Here is a 16,266-nt window from a genome sequence, read left to right on the forward strand (position 1 = left end):
AAGGTCACGCGGCGACGGCCCGCGTAAACCGCTACCATTGGCGCCCCGTCGCACGCGCGACGGCATCCAGCCACGCCGCGTCCGCGGCCCCGCCAGACAATCCCCCTCCCCCGCTGCCCGTGGCCCTTCGTGGTGCCGACGGGCCCGCATGACCCTGCGTGCACGCAGGGCGCAGGATGCCCCATGTCTGTCGCCGAAAACTCCCGCTTTCGCCGTGCCCGTCCGCTGTTGGTCGTTGCCGGCCTTGCCCTTGTCGCTGGCCTGGCGTGGTGGCTGTGGCCGCATGCCGAGGCCGACGGTGGCGAAAAAGCCGGTGGCAGCAAGGCAGTGCCGGTACGCATCGCCCGCGCCAGCGCCGAACCACTGGTGCTGCGGATGAAGGCGGTCGGTACGGTCACCCCGCTGCACAGCGTGGTGGTGCGCAGCCGCGTGGATGGCGAACTGATGCGCCTGCATTTCCAGGAGGGTCAGCAGGTCAAGGCCGGCGACCTGCTGGCGCAGATCGATCCCCGCCCCTACCAGGTGAAGCTCGCGCACGCACAGGGTACGCAGCAGCAGAACCTGGCCGAGCTGGAGAATGCCGAGCGCCAGCTGCAGCGCTACCGCGAACTGCAGCGCCAGAACTACGTGTCCGCGCAGGAGCTGAGCGACCAGCAGAGCAAGGTACGGCAGCTGCAGGGGCGTCGCCTCAGCGACCAGGCTTCCGTGGATGAAGCGCGACTGCAGCTGCAGTACACGCGCATCGTCGCCCCGGTCAGCGGCCGTGTCGGCCTGCGCCGATTGGACGTAGGCAACCTGGTGCATGCCAGCGATACCGAAGGCCTGGTCACGCTGGCGCAGACGGCGCCGATCAGCGTGTTGTTCACCGTGCCCGAGCCGGAGCTTCCCGCGCTGCTCGATGCCGTACAGGCGCAGCCGGCGCTGGCGGTGGAAAGCTGGGACCGCGAAGAACGCCGGCAGCTCGCCAGCGGCACCCTGTCCAGCGTCGACAACCGCATCGATACCGCCACCGGCACACTGAAGCTGCGCGCGCAGTTCGACAACGCCGATCAGGCGCTTTTCCCCAACCAGTTCGTCAATGTGCGCCTGCAGCTGGGTGAGCATCCCGCACTGCTGGTACCCGATGCCGCCGTGCAGTTCGGCAGCCAGGGCAACTACGTGCACATCATCGACAAGGACAACAAGGCACAACGACGCACGGTGGTGCTCGGCCCGGCCGATGACGGTCGCGTTGCGGTGCGGTCCGGTCTGGTGGCCGGTGACAAGGTGGTGATCGAAGGCATCGACGGGCTGGAAGATGGCACCGCGGTGGAGATCATCACCGAGGAGGCATCGACCGAGGCCGGCGCATGAACCTCTCGCGCGCCTTCATCCTGCGCCCGGTCGCCACCACGTTGCTGATGGTGGCGCTGCTGCTGTCCGGGGTGCTGGCCTATCGCCTGCTGCCGGTGGCAGCGCTGCCGCAGGTCGACTACCCGATCATCCAGATCACCACGCTCTACCCCGGTGCCAGCCCGGAGCTGACCACGCGCACCATCACTGCGCCGCTGGAGCGCCAGCTCGGGCAGATTCCCGGCCTGAAACAGCTGTCGTCCACCAGCTCCGGTGGCGCCTCGGTGATCACCCTGCAGTTCGGCCTGGAGGTGTCGCTGGGCGTGGCCGAACAGGATGTGCAGGCGGCGATCAACGCAGCCGGCAGCTTTCTGCCCGGTGATCTGCCGGTGCCGCCGGTGTACCGCAAGGTCAATCCGGCCGATACGCCGATCCTGACCCTGGCGGTGACCTCGCAAGGCCTATCGCTGCCGCAGGTGCACGATCTGGTCGACACCCGCATCGCCCAGCGGTTGGCACAGCTGCCTGGTGTTGGTCTGGTCAGCCTGGCCGGTGGCCAGCGCCCGGCCGTGCGCATCCAGGTCAATCCGGGCGCACTGGCCGCCAACAACCTGGGCATGGACCACATCCGCACCGCGATCGCCGCGGCCAACGTCAACCTGCCCAAGGGCAGCTTCGATGGCCCGATCCGCGCGGTGATGCTCGACGCCAACGACCAGATGCGCAGCGTGGCCGAGTACCGCGCGCTGGTGCTGGCCTGGCGCGAGGGCGCACCGCTGCGGCTTGGCGACGTGGCCACCATCACCGATGGTGCCGAGAACCGTCAGCTGGCGGCATGGAGCGGCACCACCCCGGCGGTGCTGGTGAACATCCAGCGCCAACCCGGCGCCAACGTCATCGCCGTGGTCGAACAGGTGCGTGCGTTGCTGCCGCAGCTGCAGGCCACGCTGCCGGCCGGCGTGCAGATGAGCGTGCTCAGCGACCGCACCGAATCCATCCGCGCGTCCGTGCGCGGCGTACAGAAGGAGCTGGTGCTGGCCATCGCACTGGTGGTGCTGGTGACCTGGGTGTTCCTGCGCAACCTGCCGGCCACGCTGATTCCCAGCGTGGCGGTGCCGCTGTCGCTGATCGGTACGTTCGCAGTGATGCTGCTGGCCGGCTATTCGCTCAACAACCTCACGCTGATGGCGCTGACCATTGCCACCGGCTTCGTGGTGGACGATGCGATCGTGATGCTGGAAAACATCGCCCGCCACCTGGAAGACGGCGAAAGCCCGCGCGAGGCGGCGCTGAAGGGGGCCAGCGAGATTGGCTTCACCCTGGTGTCGCTGACGGTCTCGTTGATCGCCGTGTTGATCCCGTTGCTGTTCATGGCCGACCTGGTGGGCGCGCTGTTCCATGAGTTCGCGGTGACGCTGGCGGTGGCCATCGGCATTTCGCTGCTGGTGTCGCTGACCTTGACGCCGATGCTGTGCGCGCGATTCCTGAAGCCACATGCGAAGGGGTCAGAGCCCCAAGGGGATCTGACCCTGGCGGGGTCGGATCCGGTCACGGCTCCGACCCCAAAGCGCGATGTCTTCGACCACATCATCGCCCTCTACGACCGCCAGCTGCGCTGGGTGCTGCAACGGCAGCCACTGATGCTGCTCGCGACCGTGGCCACGCTTGCGCTGACGGTGGCGCTGTATTTCGCCGTGCCCAAGGGCTTCTTCCCGGTGCAGGATGCCGGCCTGGTCCAGGGCATCAGCGAAGCCCCGCAGGCGATCTCGTTCCAGGCCATGCGCGAGCGCCAGCTTGCCCTGGCCACGGCCATCGAACAGGACCCGGCCGTGGCCAGCCTGTCCTCCTACATCGGCGTGGACGGCAACAATGCCGCCCTCAACACCGGCCGCCTGCTGATCGAACTGAAACCACATGGCGAGCGCGAGAGCGCCGACGTGGTGATGGCGCGGCTGCAGCAGCGCGTGGCCAGAATTCCCGGCATCACTCTGTACCTGCAACCGGTGCAGGAGCTGGGCATCGAAGACCGCATCAGCCGCAACCAATACCAGTTCACCCTGACCACGCCGGACCTGCAGACGCTGGAAACCTGGACACCGAAGCTGCTGCACGCGCTGCGCCAGTCGCCCGCGCTGCGCGATGTGGCCAGCGACCTGCAGATGCAGGGCCGGCAGGCCAAGGTGAGCATCGACCGCGATGCCGCCGCGCGCCTGGGCGTGAATGTGGAAGCGGTGGCCGACGCACTGTACGACGCCTACGGGCAACGGCAGATCTCCACCATCTTCACCCAGGCCAGCCAGTACCGGGTGGTGCTGGAGGCCGATCCGGCGCGGCAACCGGGGCCGGAGGCGATCACCGGCCTGCGCGTGCGCAGCAGCAACGGCCAGACCGTGCCGCTGGGGGCGGTGGCGCGCGTCGAACAGGGGCCGACGGCGCTGCTGCGCAACCATGTCGGTCAGTTCCCGGCGGCCACGCTGTCGTTCAACCTTGCGCCCGGCGCATCGCTGGGCGAAGCGGTGGATGCGGTGCATGCCGCGCAGGCGCAGGTGGCATTGCCGCAGAGCATCGAGCTGCGCCTGCAGGGCGCGGCGGCGGCCTTCAGCAGCTCGCTGTCGAGCACGCTGTGGCTGATCCTTGCCGCCGTGGTGGTGATGTACATCGTGCTGGGCGTGCTCTACGAGAGCTTCATCCATCCCATCACCATTCTCTCCACCCTGCCCTCGGCCACCGTGGGTGCCTTGGCCGCGTTGTGGGTGAGCGGACGCAGCCTGGACCTGATCGCCGTGATCGGCATCGTGCTGCTGATCGGACTGGTGAAGAAGAACGCGATCATGATGATCGACTTCGCGCTGGACGCGCAGCGCACGCGCGGCATGAGTCCGCGTGAAGCGATCCACCAGGCGGCGCTGCTGCGCTTCCGGCCGATCTTGATGACCACGCTGGCTGCGTTGTTCGGCGCGGTACCGCTGATGCTGGCCAGTGGCTCGGGCGCCGAGCTGCGGCAGCCGCTGGGCTGGGTGATGGTGGGTGGCCTGATGGTCAGCCAGGTGTTGACCCTGTTCACCACGCCGGTGATCTACCTGGCCTTCGACCGTCTGCAGCGTCGCCGCGTGGCGGCACCCGCAACAGCAGACGAGGCCAGCGCATGACTCCTGTGGCACGCCTGGCACAGGCCTGCGTGCAGCGTCCGGTGGCGACCATCCTGTTGGCGGTGGCGCTGGTACTGGCCGGCCTGCTGGCGCTGCGCCTGCTGCCGGTGGCACCGCTGCCCCAGGTCGACTATCCGGCCATTGAAGTCAGCGCCAGCCTGCCCGGCGCCTCGCCCGAATCGATGGCGGCCACCGTGGCCACGCCGCTGGAGCGCGCACTGGGCAGCCTGCCCGGCATTTCGCGCATCGATTCGGCCAGTACCCAGGGGCAGACCGAGATCGAATTGAAGTTCGTGCTCGGCCGCGATATCGACGAGGCCGCGCGCGAAGTACAGGCGGCGATCAACCTTGCCCGTGGCCAGCTGCCCAGCGGCATGCCCGGCATGCCGCAGTACCGCAAGGTCAATCCCTCGCAGGCGCCGATCCTGGCGCTGGCGCTGACTTCGGATACGCTCTCGCCGGGCCAGCTGTACGACCTGGGTTCGACCGTGCTGGCGCAGAAGCTGTCGCAGGTACCGGGCGTGGGCGAAGTGCAGGTAGGCGGCAGCGCACTGCCGGCGGTTCGCGTATCGCTGGACCCGAATGCCCTCAATCACGCAGGGCTGGCGCTGGAGGACGTGGCACAAGCGATCAGCCGCGCCAATGCGGTGCGCCCACTGGGTGCGGTCGCAGGCGCGCAGCAGCACTGGCAACTGGAAGCACCGCTGCAGCTGCGTCAGGCCGCGCAGTACCGGGAACTGGCGTTGAAGGCCAGCGATGATCGCCTGCTGCGGCTGGGCGATGTCGCCGCCGTCGCCGATGGCGTGGAGGACCGCTATGCCAGTGGCTTCCACAACGAACGCCCGGCCGTGCTGCTGATCGTCAGCCGCCAGCCCGGCGCCAACATCATCGCCACCGTCGATGCGATCCAGGCGCAGCTGCCGCAGCTGCACGCCCTGCTGCCGAGCACGGTGGACATGCGGCTGGTGATGGACCGCTCGCCGGTGATCCGCGCCACCCTGCACGAAGCAGAAGTGACCCTGCTGCTGGCGATCGCGCTGGTGGTGCTGGTGGTGCTCGGCTTCCTCGGCCACTGGCGTGCGGCACTGGTACCCAGCGTGGCGATTCCGGTGGTGCTGTTCGGCACGCTGGCGTTGATCGCGCTGATGGGTTTCTCGCTCAATACGCTCTCGCTGATGGCCCTGATCGTGGCGGCGGTACTGGTGGTGGACGACGCCATCGTGGTGCTGGAAAACATCGCGCGCCATCGCGAACTGGGCGCCGACCGCTGGCAGGCGGCGGTGCGCGGTGCATCGGAAGTGGGCGCTACGTTGCTGTCGATGAACCTGGCGCTGGCGGTGGTGTTTGTTTCGATCCTGTTCCTGGACGATTTCGTCGAGCGCCTGTTCCGCGAATTCTCGCTGACTCTGGTGGCGGCGATGACGGTGTCGGTACTGGTGGCACTCAGCCTGGTGCCGATGCTGTGCGCGCGCCTGTTCGTCGATGACGCACAACAGCCCTCGCGCTGGCAGCGCGGCAGCAATGCGCTGTTCGAGCGCGTGCGTGGCGCCTATCTGCGCACCCTGCAGGCCAGCCTGCGGCAACTGCGCTGGCCATTGCTGGCCTTCGTGGCGGTGATCGCACTCAATGCCTGGCTGTTCCAGCAGGTACCCAAGGGCATCGTTCCGCAGCAGGACACCGCACAGCTGCGTGGCTTCGCGCGTGGCGATGACGGCCTGTCCTTCCAGGCGATGCAGCCGAAGATCGATGCCTACCGCAAACTGCTGCTGTCCGACCCGGCCATCGAGGACATCATCGGGTACATCGGTGGCAGCAACGGGGTCAACAACGCCTTCATCATGATCAAGATGAAGCCACTGGCCGAGCGCGGCGTCTCCAGCCAGCAGGTGATCGACCGCCTGCGTGCGCGCCTGCCCAAACTGCCCGGTGGCAATCTCTATCTGTGGGTGGACCAGGACATCCGCCTGGAAGGCGCCGGCAGCAGCGGCAAGTACGAGTTCCAGTTGCTGTCGGCCGATAGCGCGCCATTGCGCCAATGGGCACCGAAGGTCGCTGCTGCGCTGCGTGGCCTGCCGGAACTGGTGGACGTGGAAGCGCAGGGCGAGGCCGGCATGCGCCAGGTGATGCTGGACATCGACCGCGAGGCCGCCGCGCGCCACGGCGTGGACCTGCGCACCGTGGCCAACATGCTCAACAACTCTTTCAGCCAGCGGCAGGTCGCCACGTTGTACGACAGCCTCAACCAGTACCGGGTGGTGATGGAGCTGGACCCGAAGCACACCCAGGACCCGGGCACGCTGGCACGGTTGCAGGTGATCGATGGCGGCGGCCAGCGCATTCCGCTGTCGAGCATCGCCAGCTGGCGCTATGGCATGGCGCCGGACCGCGTGTACCACAGCGAGCAGTTCGCCTCGATCTGGATCGAGTTCGCGCTGGCGCCGGGCGTGGGCCTGGAGCAGGCCACGCAGGCCATTGATGCGGCGATGGCCAAACTGATGCTGCCGCGCTCGGTGCAGGCCAAGCTGTCCGGCGAGGCCGGTGGCCTGGAGCAGCTGCGGTCACGCCAGTTGTGGCTGGTGCTGGGTGCCACGCTGGCGGTGTACCTGGTGCTGGGCATCCTCTACGAGAGCTTCCTGCAGCCCTTGGTGATCCTGTCCACGCTGCCGTCGGCCGGAATCGGTGCGTTGCTGGCGCTGTGGCTGTTCGGCAACGAACTGAACCTGATCGCCCTGCTCGGTCTGTTCCTGCTGGTGGGTGTTGTGATGAAGAACACCATCCTGCTGGTCGACTTCGCATTGGCCGGCGAACGCCGCGGGCTGAGTGCGCGCGATGCGGTGATGGAAGCGGCACGATTGCGCCTGCGGCCGATCCTGATGACCTCGCTGGCGGCACTGCTGGGCACGTTGCCGCTGATGCTGGCCAACGGCGAAGGCTGGGAGCTGCGGCAGCCGCTGGGCATCGCGATTGTGGGCGGGCTGCTGGTCAGCCAGTGGCTGACGTTGTACACGACACCGGCGATGTATCTGGCGTTGGCGAGGGTGCGGGCGGGGCGTTGAGCGGGGCGGCTTCATCCACGCATGGCGTGGATCTACATAACCGGGTCGGGGTTCACACCACCCCGGCGATGTACCTGGCGCTGTCGTACATACGCAGCGCCAGGCGCATCGCCGGTGCAGACGGGCCGGTCTCCAACTCCGACCGGCCCTGATCGCGGCCGCACCCCCGCAGGCGCTGGCCGCCATCCACACACGTGCCGCCGTCAGGCGGCTTCGGACACCTTCACTTCGCGGCGGGCGCGCACGGCAGCCGCCAGCCGCTCCAGCACTGTCACGGTGGTGTCCCAGTCGATGCAGCCATCGGTGATGCTCTGGCCGTAGACCAGCGGCTGGCCTTCGACCAGCTCCTGACGGCCACCGACCAGATGGCTTTCAACCATCACGCCAACAATGCGCTGCTCGCCGTCTTCCAGCTGGGTGGCGATGTCTTCAATCACCTTCGGCTGGTTCTCATGGTTCTTCAGGCTGTTGGCGTGGCTGGCATCGATCATCAGCCGCGTCGGCAGCTTGGCCTTGGCCAGTGCCTGGCAGGCATCGGCCACGCTGGCCGCATCGTAGTTCGGCTGCTTGCCACCACGCAGGATCACATGGCAGTCCGGGTTGCCGGTGGTGGAGACGATGGCCGTGCCGCCCTGCTTGGTGACCGACAGGAAGTGATGCGGGTTCGAGGCCGCGCCCACGGCATCGGCGGCGATCTTGACGTTACCGTCCGTGCCGTTCTTGAAGCCGACCGGGCACGACAACCCCGACGCAAGCTCGCGATGCACCTGGCTTTCGGTAGTGCGTGCACCGATCGCGCCCCATGCCACCAGGTCGGCGATGTACTGCGGCGAGATCACATCGAGGAACTCGACACCGGCAGGCAGGCCGAGCTTGTTGATGTCGCGCAGCAGGCCACGCGCGATGCGCAGGCCCTTGTCGATCTTGAAGCTGCCATCCAGGTCCGGATCGTTTATCAGGCCCTTCCAGCCCACCGTGGTACGCGGCTTTTCGAAGTACACGCGCATGACGATTTCCAGCTCGCCCGCCAGCGCATCGCGCAGCGGCTTCAGGCGCTGTGCGTACTCGATGGCGGCTTTCGGGTCGTGGATCGAGCATGGCCCGACCACCACGGCCAGACGGTCGTCGCGGCCGTGCAGGATCTGGTGCAGGGCCGCGCGCGAGGCGCTGACGGTGTCGGAAGCTTCGTCATCGCAGGGCAGCATCGCCAGCAGCTGGGCAGGCGGTGTCAGCGGTTCGATGGTGCGGATACGCAGGTCGTCGGTGTGCGGGGGCATGATGGGGGTCTCTACGGAACGTTGGGGGTCCGCAGCGTGGCGACATGAAAAAAGCCGCCAGGTTCGCTGGCGGCTTTCGGGAATGCGTCTGAAGCTTTCTTCAGGGTGAGCGCAATCCTTCCTCCGCCGGGGGCTTCGGAAAGTAATACCAATAAAAGCTGGCGTGGGTTGCGTTCATGGGATCTATTGATAACACAGGGTTTTGGCAGGTGCCAACTGTTTCATCCGCAACTGCGGGCGCGGTTCAGCCGACTATCGGCTGCCATGCACTTCCACGTCCAGCAACAGCGTCTCGTGAATGTCCACCCAGCGCTCCACCACGCGGTCCAGTTCCTGCCTGGCCTCATCCAGCTGTTCGGGGTTGAGCATGGATCGGGCCGTATACAGATCGGACACCAGCTGCCGCAGGGTGGCTTCCTGGATGGCCACCACCGGCCCTTCCAGGCCGGGTACCTGCAGCGCAGGACTGCTGCCCAGCGCTCCGTACAACGTCACCTGGATCTTGCTCTGCATGCTCGACTTCCCTGCGGATGGATACGGCCGAGCGCCATCTTTACCCGGAATGGATGACACGCGCATGTGCCACCGCAGGCCGCATTACAGCGCTGCGAGGTCCGCCAGGTGCTGGGCCATCGCATCCACTGCGCCCACGGCATTGGTGGTGGCGAAGTAGTCATGCCAGCCGGTGGCACTGATGGCGTCCATCAAGGCATCGGCATCGGCACGGCTGGCGCACTGCCAGACCGCGTAGTACTGCTCGGCGCTGGCATGTGGCACCTCGCTGGCCACGCGGCCCATCGCCAACGGTGCGACGCATGCAGGGTCGAGTTGCTGCATGCCGGCGCCGATACGGGTGAAGAAGGTGTTGCGCTGTTCGGCGGACAACGCTTTCCAAGTCGGCGTTGCGGTGTACAGCTCGATGAGGAGGTGGGACATGCGGTCTTCCTTGAGGGTCATGGGGTTGCCGGCCAGCGGCCGGCATCAGCGGGAAACGGGTGGACGGTGCGGCATTACAGCGAGCGCAGCGCACGCTTGCGGATGTAGGCGTTGGCGACGCTGTCGTGTGTTGACTGCCACCGTGTGCACAGATCGCGCACCCAACCGGGTTGGCTCTTGCCGGCGTCGTTCAGCCAGTTGCCTACCGAGTCCTGCACATAGCGTTCTGGATCATCGGCAAGTGCCTCCAGCACGGGCAACACGTGTTCGGGTTGCTGCTTGAACAGCGCAATGTGCATGGCCCAGACGCCGCGGGGGCGCAACGCCTCACAAGCGAAGCGGCGCAGATGCGGCGAAGGCTGCTGCGCCCAGGGTTGCAGCAGGGCGAGCGCCTCAAGTGGTGCGTCGACAATAGCGCTGCGCAGCGCCAACCATGCCCATTCGCGCACACCGAAGTGTGGATCATCTGCAAGCGGACGCATCGCCTGCAGCTTGTCAGCCAATGTCGCCTGCGCGCCATCGCCGATCAGATAGCACGCCCACCCCCGCACGGTGTCGGATGGATGTGCCTGCCAGTGCTGCACCTCGTCCTGCCCTGCCTCGCGCAGAAGCGCTGCAGCCAAGGCCATGCGCTCGGTGATTCCCTTGCCCGCGGCGGCGTGCATGTGCTGTATCGAGGCCGGTGGCAATGTCGGTGCCACCGCCTGCAGCAACGCAGCAAAGTCCACCGCCAGGCACTCGGCCAGATGCGTGCTGGCTGCGCTGCCCGCGTTGAGTGCCTGCAGGCGTGCGGTGGCAATGGTAGTGCTCATGTACCTGCTTCCTGGCCTGCGTCGGTGTGCCGCCAGACTTTTTCGAGCAGCAGCGACAACTGCGCCTGTTCGCCGACATCCAGTCCATTGAACAGGCCACCGATCCATTGCGTGTGCTGGTCGAACAGATCGCCGGCCAGGCGCTTGCCGCGCGCCGTCAGCACGATCTGCAGACGGCGACCATCTTCGGCATCGCTGCGCCGCTGCAGCAGGCCGTCACGCTGCAGGCCATCGAGCAATCCGCTGATGGTGGCGCGGGTGACACCGGCCTGCTCGGCCAGCACGTGCGGCGGCAGCGTGCCGCCTGCGCCGTGCAGCAGGAACAGCACGACGAAGCGGCCTTCGCTGAGGCCGTGCGACGCGAGGCGTGTGGCGCAGTCACGATCGATCGCGCTGGACAAGGCGAGCAGCTGGAAGCACAGGCGCAGCTGCGCGACATTGGCGTGACCACGCCGCTGCGCCTCCTCGACGAGGGCCTGGTGCTTCAATTCAAGCATCGTGCACCCAGATATGATTAGGCGGCTAATCATAATTCATAAGGCAAGAACTGCAAGCCTGCCGCCGCCGCCGGCAGGGTCCGCAGCTCAGCGATCGCGGAGATGCACCGCTACCATTCCATCACCCGCGACGGTGGGCCGGGATGCGACGGAAACAACGGCAGCACCTCTTCGGCCAGTTCCTGCAGCACATCGGCAGCGGGGCGCTGCGAGAACTGGATGCCGAGCGCGGCATGGTTGACCCCGGCGCGCTGCCACGCTTCCAGCAGCGCGATCAGCCCCTTGCGCCCGGTACGCAGGCAGTAGCCACCCTGCAGCGGCACGCGCGGATGGTCCGGGTCATCCACCAGATCCAACCATTCATTGGTCATGTGCGGTCGGAAGCCGCCGTCGGGAATCTGCGCGCGCCATGCGCGGATCTTCGCCGCCAGCCGCTGTGGTCCTGCCGCGTCATGGGTCGCGTCGGGATAGGTCAGCCAGCCGTCGGCGTGCTGGCCGATCCATTCCAACGGCTGCCGGGCACCACCGGTGACGATCAGCGGGATGCGACCGCTGACCGGCGGCGGCAGCAGCTGCACGCCCTGCGCGGCCCAGGGATGGCCGGCCAGCGCCCCGTCTGCGGGCTGCAACCATTGCCGGAAGGCCACCACGGCATCTGCGAACCGCTCACCACGTTGGGCGTGGTCGAGGCCATAGGCGGGAAACTCAAGCGGTCGATCACCCGAGGCAATGCCCATCACCAGCCGCCCTGCGGACAACTGATCGATCGACGCGCCCGCCTTGGCAAGGTCGATGGGATGCCGCAGTGGCATCACCACGCTGCCTGTCGCCAGCGCGACGCGATGGGTGCGCGCCGCCAGCCATGCGAGATACGTGAACGGATCGAACACCTGTCCGGCGTCACCGAACTGCGGATCGAACAGCGGAACATCGCGCACCCAGACGGCAGCGAAGCCATGGCGGTCGATGGCTTCCACCAGCGCGGTCTGTCCCTGCAGTACCGCCATGTCGCCCTGGTAGAAACGCAGCGGCAGGAAGATGCCCAGAGTCAGTGCATCGGCGCGGAACATGCGCTGGTAGCCGGCATGGCCCGCGAAGGCGGCTGCCGAAGCGCCGTGGATCGAAAGGGAAGCGGTCATCGCAGGGATCTCCTCAGGGCCCGGTCGCAGGCTCAGGCAGCAGCACGCCACGCTGGACGGCGGGCCGTCCGGCTACGCGCTGGTACCACGCCGAAAGATGGCGATGGCGCGAGAAGTCGATGTCGATCACGCGGAGCACATGCAGCCAACCGAAGTGGGCGATGTCGGCGATCGAGTAGTCATCGCCGGCCAACCAGGGACGCTCGACCAAACGTGCATCGAGGATCGCGAAGATGTCTTCGGAAAGGTGCCGGTAGCGCTCGATCGCCGGCAGATAGCGCTCCTGCGCGAAGTGTTCGAAATGCACGCGCTGGCCGAAGATGGGACCGACGCTGGAGGCATGGAACAGCAGCCAGGTGATGGCGTCCCAGCGGGCGGCCGGTGCCTGTGGCAACAATGCGCCGCCCTGCTCGGCCAGGTACAGCAGGATCGCCGCCGATTCGAACAGCACGATGCCTCTGTCGCGGTCTTCGAGGACCGGAATGCGACCGTGCGGATTGAGCCGCAGGAAGTCGGGATGGCGATGTTCACCCTGCTCGATGCGCACATGGTGCAAGCGATAGGGCAGGCCCAGCTCCTCCAGCGCGATGGTGGCCTTGTAGCCATTGGGTGAGCTGTCGGTATGCAGGTGCAGCGAAGGTTCGGTCACGGAGACGTCCTGGAGGCAGAAATCGGGTGCACACGCGCTGCCCCCCACAGCATGGGCAGGGCGAAGCGATGTGGAAAAAGGCGCTGCAGCGACCGTGCAGCCAGTCTAGGAACCGGGCATGCAGGTGGGAAACGATGTCTGCTGCGATTGCAGTTGAGCCCAGCTCAACATCGCGCGTGCCAGCGCGACAGCCATCGACCCGGCCGATATGCTGTGCCCTGCGCTGGCCGGTGAACGTGCCGACGGCTCGCCAGCATCGTCACGGGAGAATGGAAGATGGGTGCAGTACTGCCCTTGCTGGCCCTGCGGGCCTTCGTTGAAACCAGCCGCCACGGCAGCCTGACAGCGGCCGCCGAAGTGATGGGCGTGACACCAGGTGCCGTCAGCCAGCAACTGCGGCAGCTGCAGGAACGGCTCGGCGTCAGCCTGTTCGATCGAACCCGTCATGGCGTGGTGCTCAGTGCTGCCGGCGGCCGCGTCTACCCGGAACTGCGTCAGGCCTTCGATCAGATCGCCAGCAGCCTGCACGCACTGGAAGCGTGGCAAGGCAGGTCATCGTTGCGGATCAGCGCCGCGCCCAGTTTCGCCGCGCACTGGCTGGCGCCGCGACTGGCCGATTTCAGTGCACGGCATCCAGGAATCGACGTGCAGTTGGATGCCAGCCCCGCGCTGGTGGACCTGCGCCGTGATGGCGTGGACATCGCGATCCGGCATGGCCTGGGCCAGTATCCGGGGCTGCATGCAGAGTACCTGTTGGCACCGGCGTTGCTGCCGGTGGCAAGCCCCGCGCTGCTGGCAACCGTGCCAGCGATCACCCGCGTGCAGCACTGCCTGCGGCTGCCGCTGCTGCAGGACAGCGAACGCAGTGACTGGCGTCTGTGGTTCCAGGCCCTGGGCCTGCCACAGGATGCGCGCCTGCAGCGCGGCCCCGCCTTCGACGACGATCTGTTGTTGATACGTGCGGCGGCAGCCGGCCAGGGCATCGCGCTGGTGCGCGACATCCACGTGGCCGACGAAGTGGCCAGCGGTCGCCTGCAGGTGGTCCTGCAGCAGCCGTGGCCGCAGTCCTTCGCCTACTACGCCGTGACCCGGCCTGGCAGCGATGGCAGCGACCGACCGATGGTGGCAGCGTTCCTGGCGTGGCTGCAGGACAACATGCCGGCAGCACGCGCAGCGTAGCGACGGGTAATCCCGCACCGCGCCCGTAGATCCACCCCATGCGTGGATGCAGCCCACAAAAAAACCCCGCCTTGCGGCGGGGTTTTTCATTGCAGCAGGGAAGCGTGCCGACCTGGGTCGGCCGCTACCGGTGCAGCGGGACTTAGAAGTCCATGCCGCCCATGCCACCCATGCCGCCCATGCCACCAGCGCCACCCATGGCCGGCTCGTCCTTCTTCGGAGCGTCGGCAACCATGGCTTCGGTGGTGATCATCAGGCCAGCGATCGAGGCTGCGTTCTGCAGCGCCGAACGGGTCACCTTGGTCGGGTCCAGGATGCCGAACTGCAGCATGTCACCGAACTCGCCGGTGGCGGCGTTGTAGCCGAAGCTGCCGGTGCCTTCCTTGACCTTGTTGACGATGACCGACGGCTCTTCGCCGGCGTTGGCGACGATTTCGCGCAGCGGGGCTTCCATCGCGCGCAGGGCGATCTGGATGCCGTGGTTCTGGTCTTCGTTGGCACCCTTCAGGCCAGCCAGCGCGGACACCGCACGGACCAGGGCAACGCCGCCGCCCGGAACCACGCCTTCTTCAACGGCCGCACGGGTAGCGTGCAGGGCGTCGTCGACGCGATCCTTCTTTTCCTTCATTTCGATTTCGGTCGAAGCGCCGACCTTGATCACTGCAACGCCACCGGCCAGCTTGGCCACGCGCTCCTGCAGCTTCTCGCGGTCGTAGTCCGAGGAGGTGTCTTCGATCTGGGTCTTGATCTGCGCAACGCGCGAATCGACCGCAGCCTTGTCACCCACGCCATCGATGATGGTGGTGTTTTCCTTGGAAACCTGCACCTTCTTGGCGCGGCCCAGGTCCTTGATGGTGGCCTTTTCCAGCGACAGGCCGACTTCCTCGGAGATCACGGTGCCGCCGGTCAGCACGGCCATGTCTTCCAGCATCGCCTTGCGACGGTCGCCAAAGCCCGGCGCCTTGACGGCCACGACCTTGACGATGCCGCGGATGGTGTTGACCACCAGGGTCGCCAGCGCTTCGCCTTCGACTTCCTCGGCAACGATCAGCAGCGGCTTGCCGGCCTTGGCGACGCCTTCCAGCACCGGCAGCAGGTCACGGACGTTGGAGATCTTCTTGTCGTGCAGCAGGATGTACGGGTCATCCAGGTCAGCGGTCTGCGACTGCTGGTTGTTGATGAAGTACGGGGACAGGTAGCCGCGGTCGAACTGCATGCCCTTGACCACGTCCAGCTCGTTGTCCAGGCCCGAGCCTTCTTCAACGGTGATCACGCCTTCCTTGCCGACTTCCTTCATCGCGTTGGCGATGATCTGGCCGATCGACTCGTCCGAGTTGGCCGAGATCGTGCCGACCTGGGCAATGGCCTTGTCGTCAGCGGTCGGCTTGGAGATGTTCTTCAGCTCGGCGACGGCAGCCACGACGGCCTTGTCGATACCGCGCTTGAGGTCCATCGGGTTCATGCCGGCAGCAACGGCCTTGGCGCCTTCGCGGATCAGGGCCTGGGCCAGCACGGTGGCGGTGGTGGTGCCGTCGCCGGCGTCGTCGTTGGTACGCGACGCGACTTCCTTCACCATCTGCGCGCCCATGTTCTCGAACTTGTCAGCCAGTTCGATTTCCTTGGCGACGGACACGCCGTCCTTGGTGATGGTCGGGGCGCCGAAGCTCTTCTCGAGCACGACGTTGCGGCCCTTCGGGCCCAGGGTGGCCTTAACGGCATTGGCGAGAACGTTGACGCCGCGCACCATGCGCGAACGGGCGTCTTCACCGAAACGAATATCCTTGGCAGCCATTGCAGTTACCTCATTGGTAGCGCCGGGCCATGCCCGGCGGCTGGGTGTTTGGAATCAGGGTATGAAGCAGGTCGCGCCGATGCTCAGCCGATGACGGCGAGCACGTCGTCTTCGCGCAGGACCTTGTATTCGACGCCTTCGCTCTTGTACGAGCTGCCGGCGTACTGGCCGTAGATGACCTTGTCACCGACCTTCAGCGACGGGGCGCGCACGGTGCCGTTGTCCAGCGGCTTGCCCGGGCCCACGGCCACGACTTCACCCTTGGTGGACTTTTCCTTGGCGGAGTCCGGGATCAGGATGCCACCGGCGGAAACTTCGTCGGCTTCGATCGGCTTGACCACAACGCGGTCGTGCAGCGGCTTGATGCTCATGTGGGACCTCTTAAGTTATTGATTGGTCTGAAAAAGTCCGGCGATGTTAGCACTCACACCAGGTGACTGCCAGCAAC

Annotated in this window: 13 protein-coding genes; 4 read left to right on the forward strand and 9 right to left on the reverse strand. The window is 66.6% G+C overall.

The window, feature by feature from the left end:
* Positions 1-183: 183 nt before the first annotated feature.
* From QOL57_RS10530 to QOL57_RS10540, 3 genes are read left to right on the forward strand one after another with little or no spacing between them, the layout of a single operon-like run.
* Positions 184-1,353 (forward strand): MdtA/MuxA family multidrug efflux RND transporter periplasmic adaptor subunit, encoded by a 1,170-nt coding sequence (locus QOL57_RS10530; RefSeq protein ID WP_089237210.1) that lies wholly within the window; start codon positions 184-186, stop codon positions 1,351-1,353.
* On the forward strand, positions 1,350-4,481 hold the full coding sequence (locus QOL57_RS10535; RefSeq protein ID WP_089237212.1) for a multidrug efflux RND transporter permease subunit: 3,132 nt from the start codon (positions 1,350-1,352) through the stop codon (positions 4,479-4,481). The genes QOL57_RS10530 and QOL57_RS10535 overlap by 4 nt, the downstream gene beginning before the upstream one ends.
* Positions 4,478-7,537 (forward strand): efflux RND transporter permease subunit, encoded by a 3,060-nt coding sequence (locus tag QOL57_RS10540; protein ID WP_089237214.1) that lies wholly within the window; start codon positions 4,478-4,480, stop codon positions 7,535-7,537. Before QOL57_RS10535 ends, QOL57_RS10540 begins: the two co-directional genes overlap by 4 nt.
* Before the next feature lie 203 nt (positions 7,538-7,740).
* On the opposite strand, the gene QOL57_RS10545 is transcribed toward QOL57_RS10540, so the two are convergent.
* From QOL57_RS10545 to QOL57_RS10575, 7 genes are all read right to left on the reverse strand, one after another.
* On the reverse strand, positions 7,741-8,814 hold the full coding sequence (locus QOL57_RS10545) for a 3-deoxy-7-phosphoheptulonate synthase (protein WP_049467209.1): 1,074 nt from the start codon (positions 8,812-8,814) through the stop codon (positions 7,741-7,743).
* A gap of 252 nt (positions 8,815-9,066) precedes the next feature.
* Entirely contained in the window at positions 9,067-9,327 is a 261-nt protein-coding gene (locus QOL57_RS10550; RefSeq protein WP_089237217.1) for a hypothetical protein, read from the reverse strand.
* Between the two features lie 84 nt (positions 9,328-9,411).
* Positions 9,412-9,750: a DUF6616 family protein gene (locus QOL57_RS10555; protein WP_089237219.1), complete on the reverse strand. Its 339-nt coding sequence runs from the start codon at positions 9,748-9,750 to the stop codon at positions 9,412-9,414.
* Between the two features lie 74 nt (positions 9,751-9,824).
* Positions 9,825-10,562: a HEAT repeat domain-containing protein gene (locus QOL57_RS10560; protein ID WP_089237221.1), complete on the reverse strand. Its 738-nt coding sequence runs from the start codon at positions 10,560-10,562 to the stop codon at positions 9,825-9,827.
* Positions 10,559-11,059 carry a MarR family transcriptional regulator gene (locus tag QOL57_RS10565; protein WP_089237223.1) on the reverse strand — a complete coding sequence of 167 codons (501 nt, stop codon included), beginning with the start codon at positions 11,057-11,059 and terminating at the stop codon, positions 10,559-10,561. The genes QOL57_RS10560 and QOL57_RS10565 overlap by 4 nt, the downstream gene beginning before the upstream one ends.
* Positions 11,060-11,169: 110 nt before the next feature.
* Complete coding sequence (locus tag QOL57_RS10570; RefSeq protein WP_089237225.1) at positions 11,170-12,198, reverse strand: LLM class oxidoreductase; 1,029 nt, start codon at positions 12,196-12,198, stop codon at positions 11,170-11,172.
* Positions 12,199-12,211: 13 nt separating this feature from the next.
* Positions 12,212-12,847, reverse strand: a complete 636-nt coding sequence (locus QOL57_RS10575) for a glutathione S-transferase family protein (protein ID WP_089237227.1) — start codon at positions 12,845-12,847, stop codon at positions 12,212-12,214.
* Between the two features lie 276 nt (positions 12,848-13,123).
* Here QOL57_RS10575 and QOL57_RS10580 point away from each other — a divergent pair, with 276 nt between their 5' ends.
* On the forward strand, positions 13,124-14,026 hold the full coding sequence (locus QOL57_RS10580; RefSeq protein WP_089237229.1) for a LysR substrate-binding domain-containing protein: 903 nt from the start codon (positions 13,124-13,126) through the stop codon (positions 14,024-14,026).
* Positions 14,027-14,168: 142 nt separating this feature from the next.
* Here QOL57_RS10580 and groL read toward each other — a convergent pair whose 3' ends face one another.
* Both groL and QOL57_RS10590 read right to left on the reverse strand, forming a co-directional pair.
* Positions 14,169-15,818 carry a chaperonin GroEL gene (groL, locus tag QOL57_RS10585; protein WP_025878650.1) on the reverse strand — a complete coding sequence of 550 codons (1,650 nt, stop codon included), beginning with the start codon at positions 15,816-15,818 and terminating at the stop codon, positions 14,169-14,171.
* An 83-nt stretch (positions 15,819-15,901) separates the two neighbouring features.
* Positions 15,902-16,189, reverse strand: coding sequence for a co-chaperone GroES (locus tag QOL57_RS10590; RefSeq protein ID WP_089237231.1), 288 nt, complete (start codon positions 16,187-16,189; stop codon positions 15,902-15,904).
* Between the last annotated feature and the right edge of the window lie 77 nt (positions 16,190-16,266).

Origin of the sequence: Stenotrophomonas sp. yr243 (assembly GCF_900184195.1) — a bacterium.
In the GTDB taxonomy this organism is placed as follows: Bacteria; Pseudomonadota; Gammaproteobacteria; order Xanthomonadales; family Xanthomonadaceae; genus Stenotrophomonas; species Stenotrophomonas lactitubi.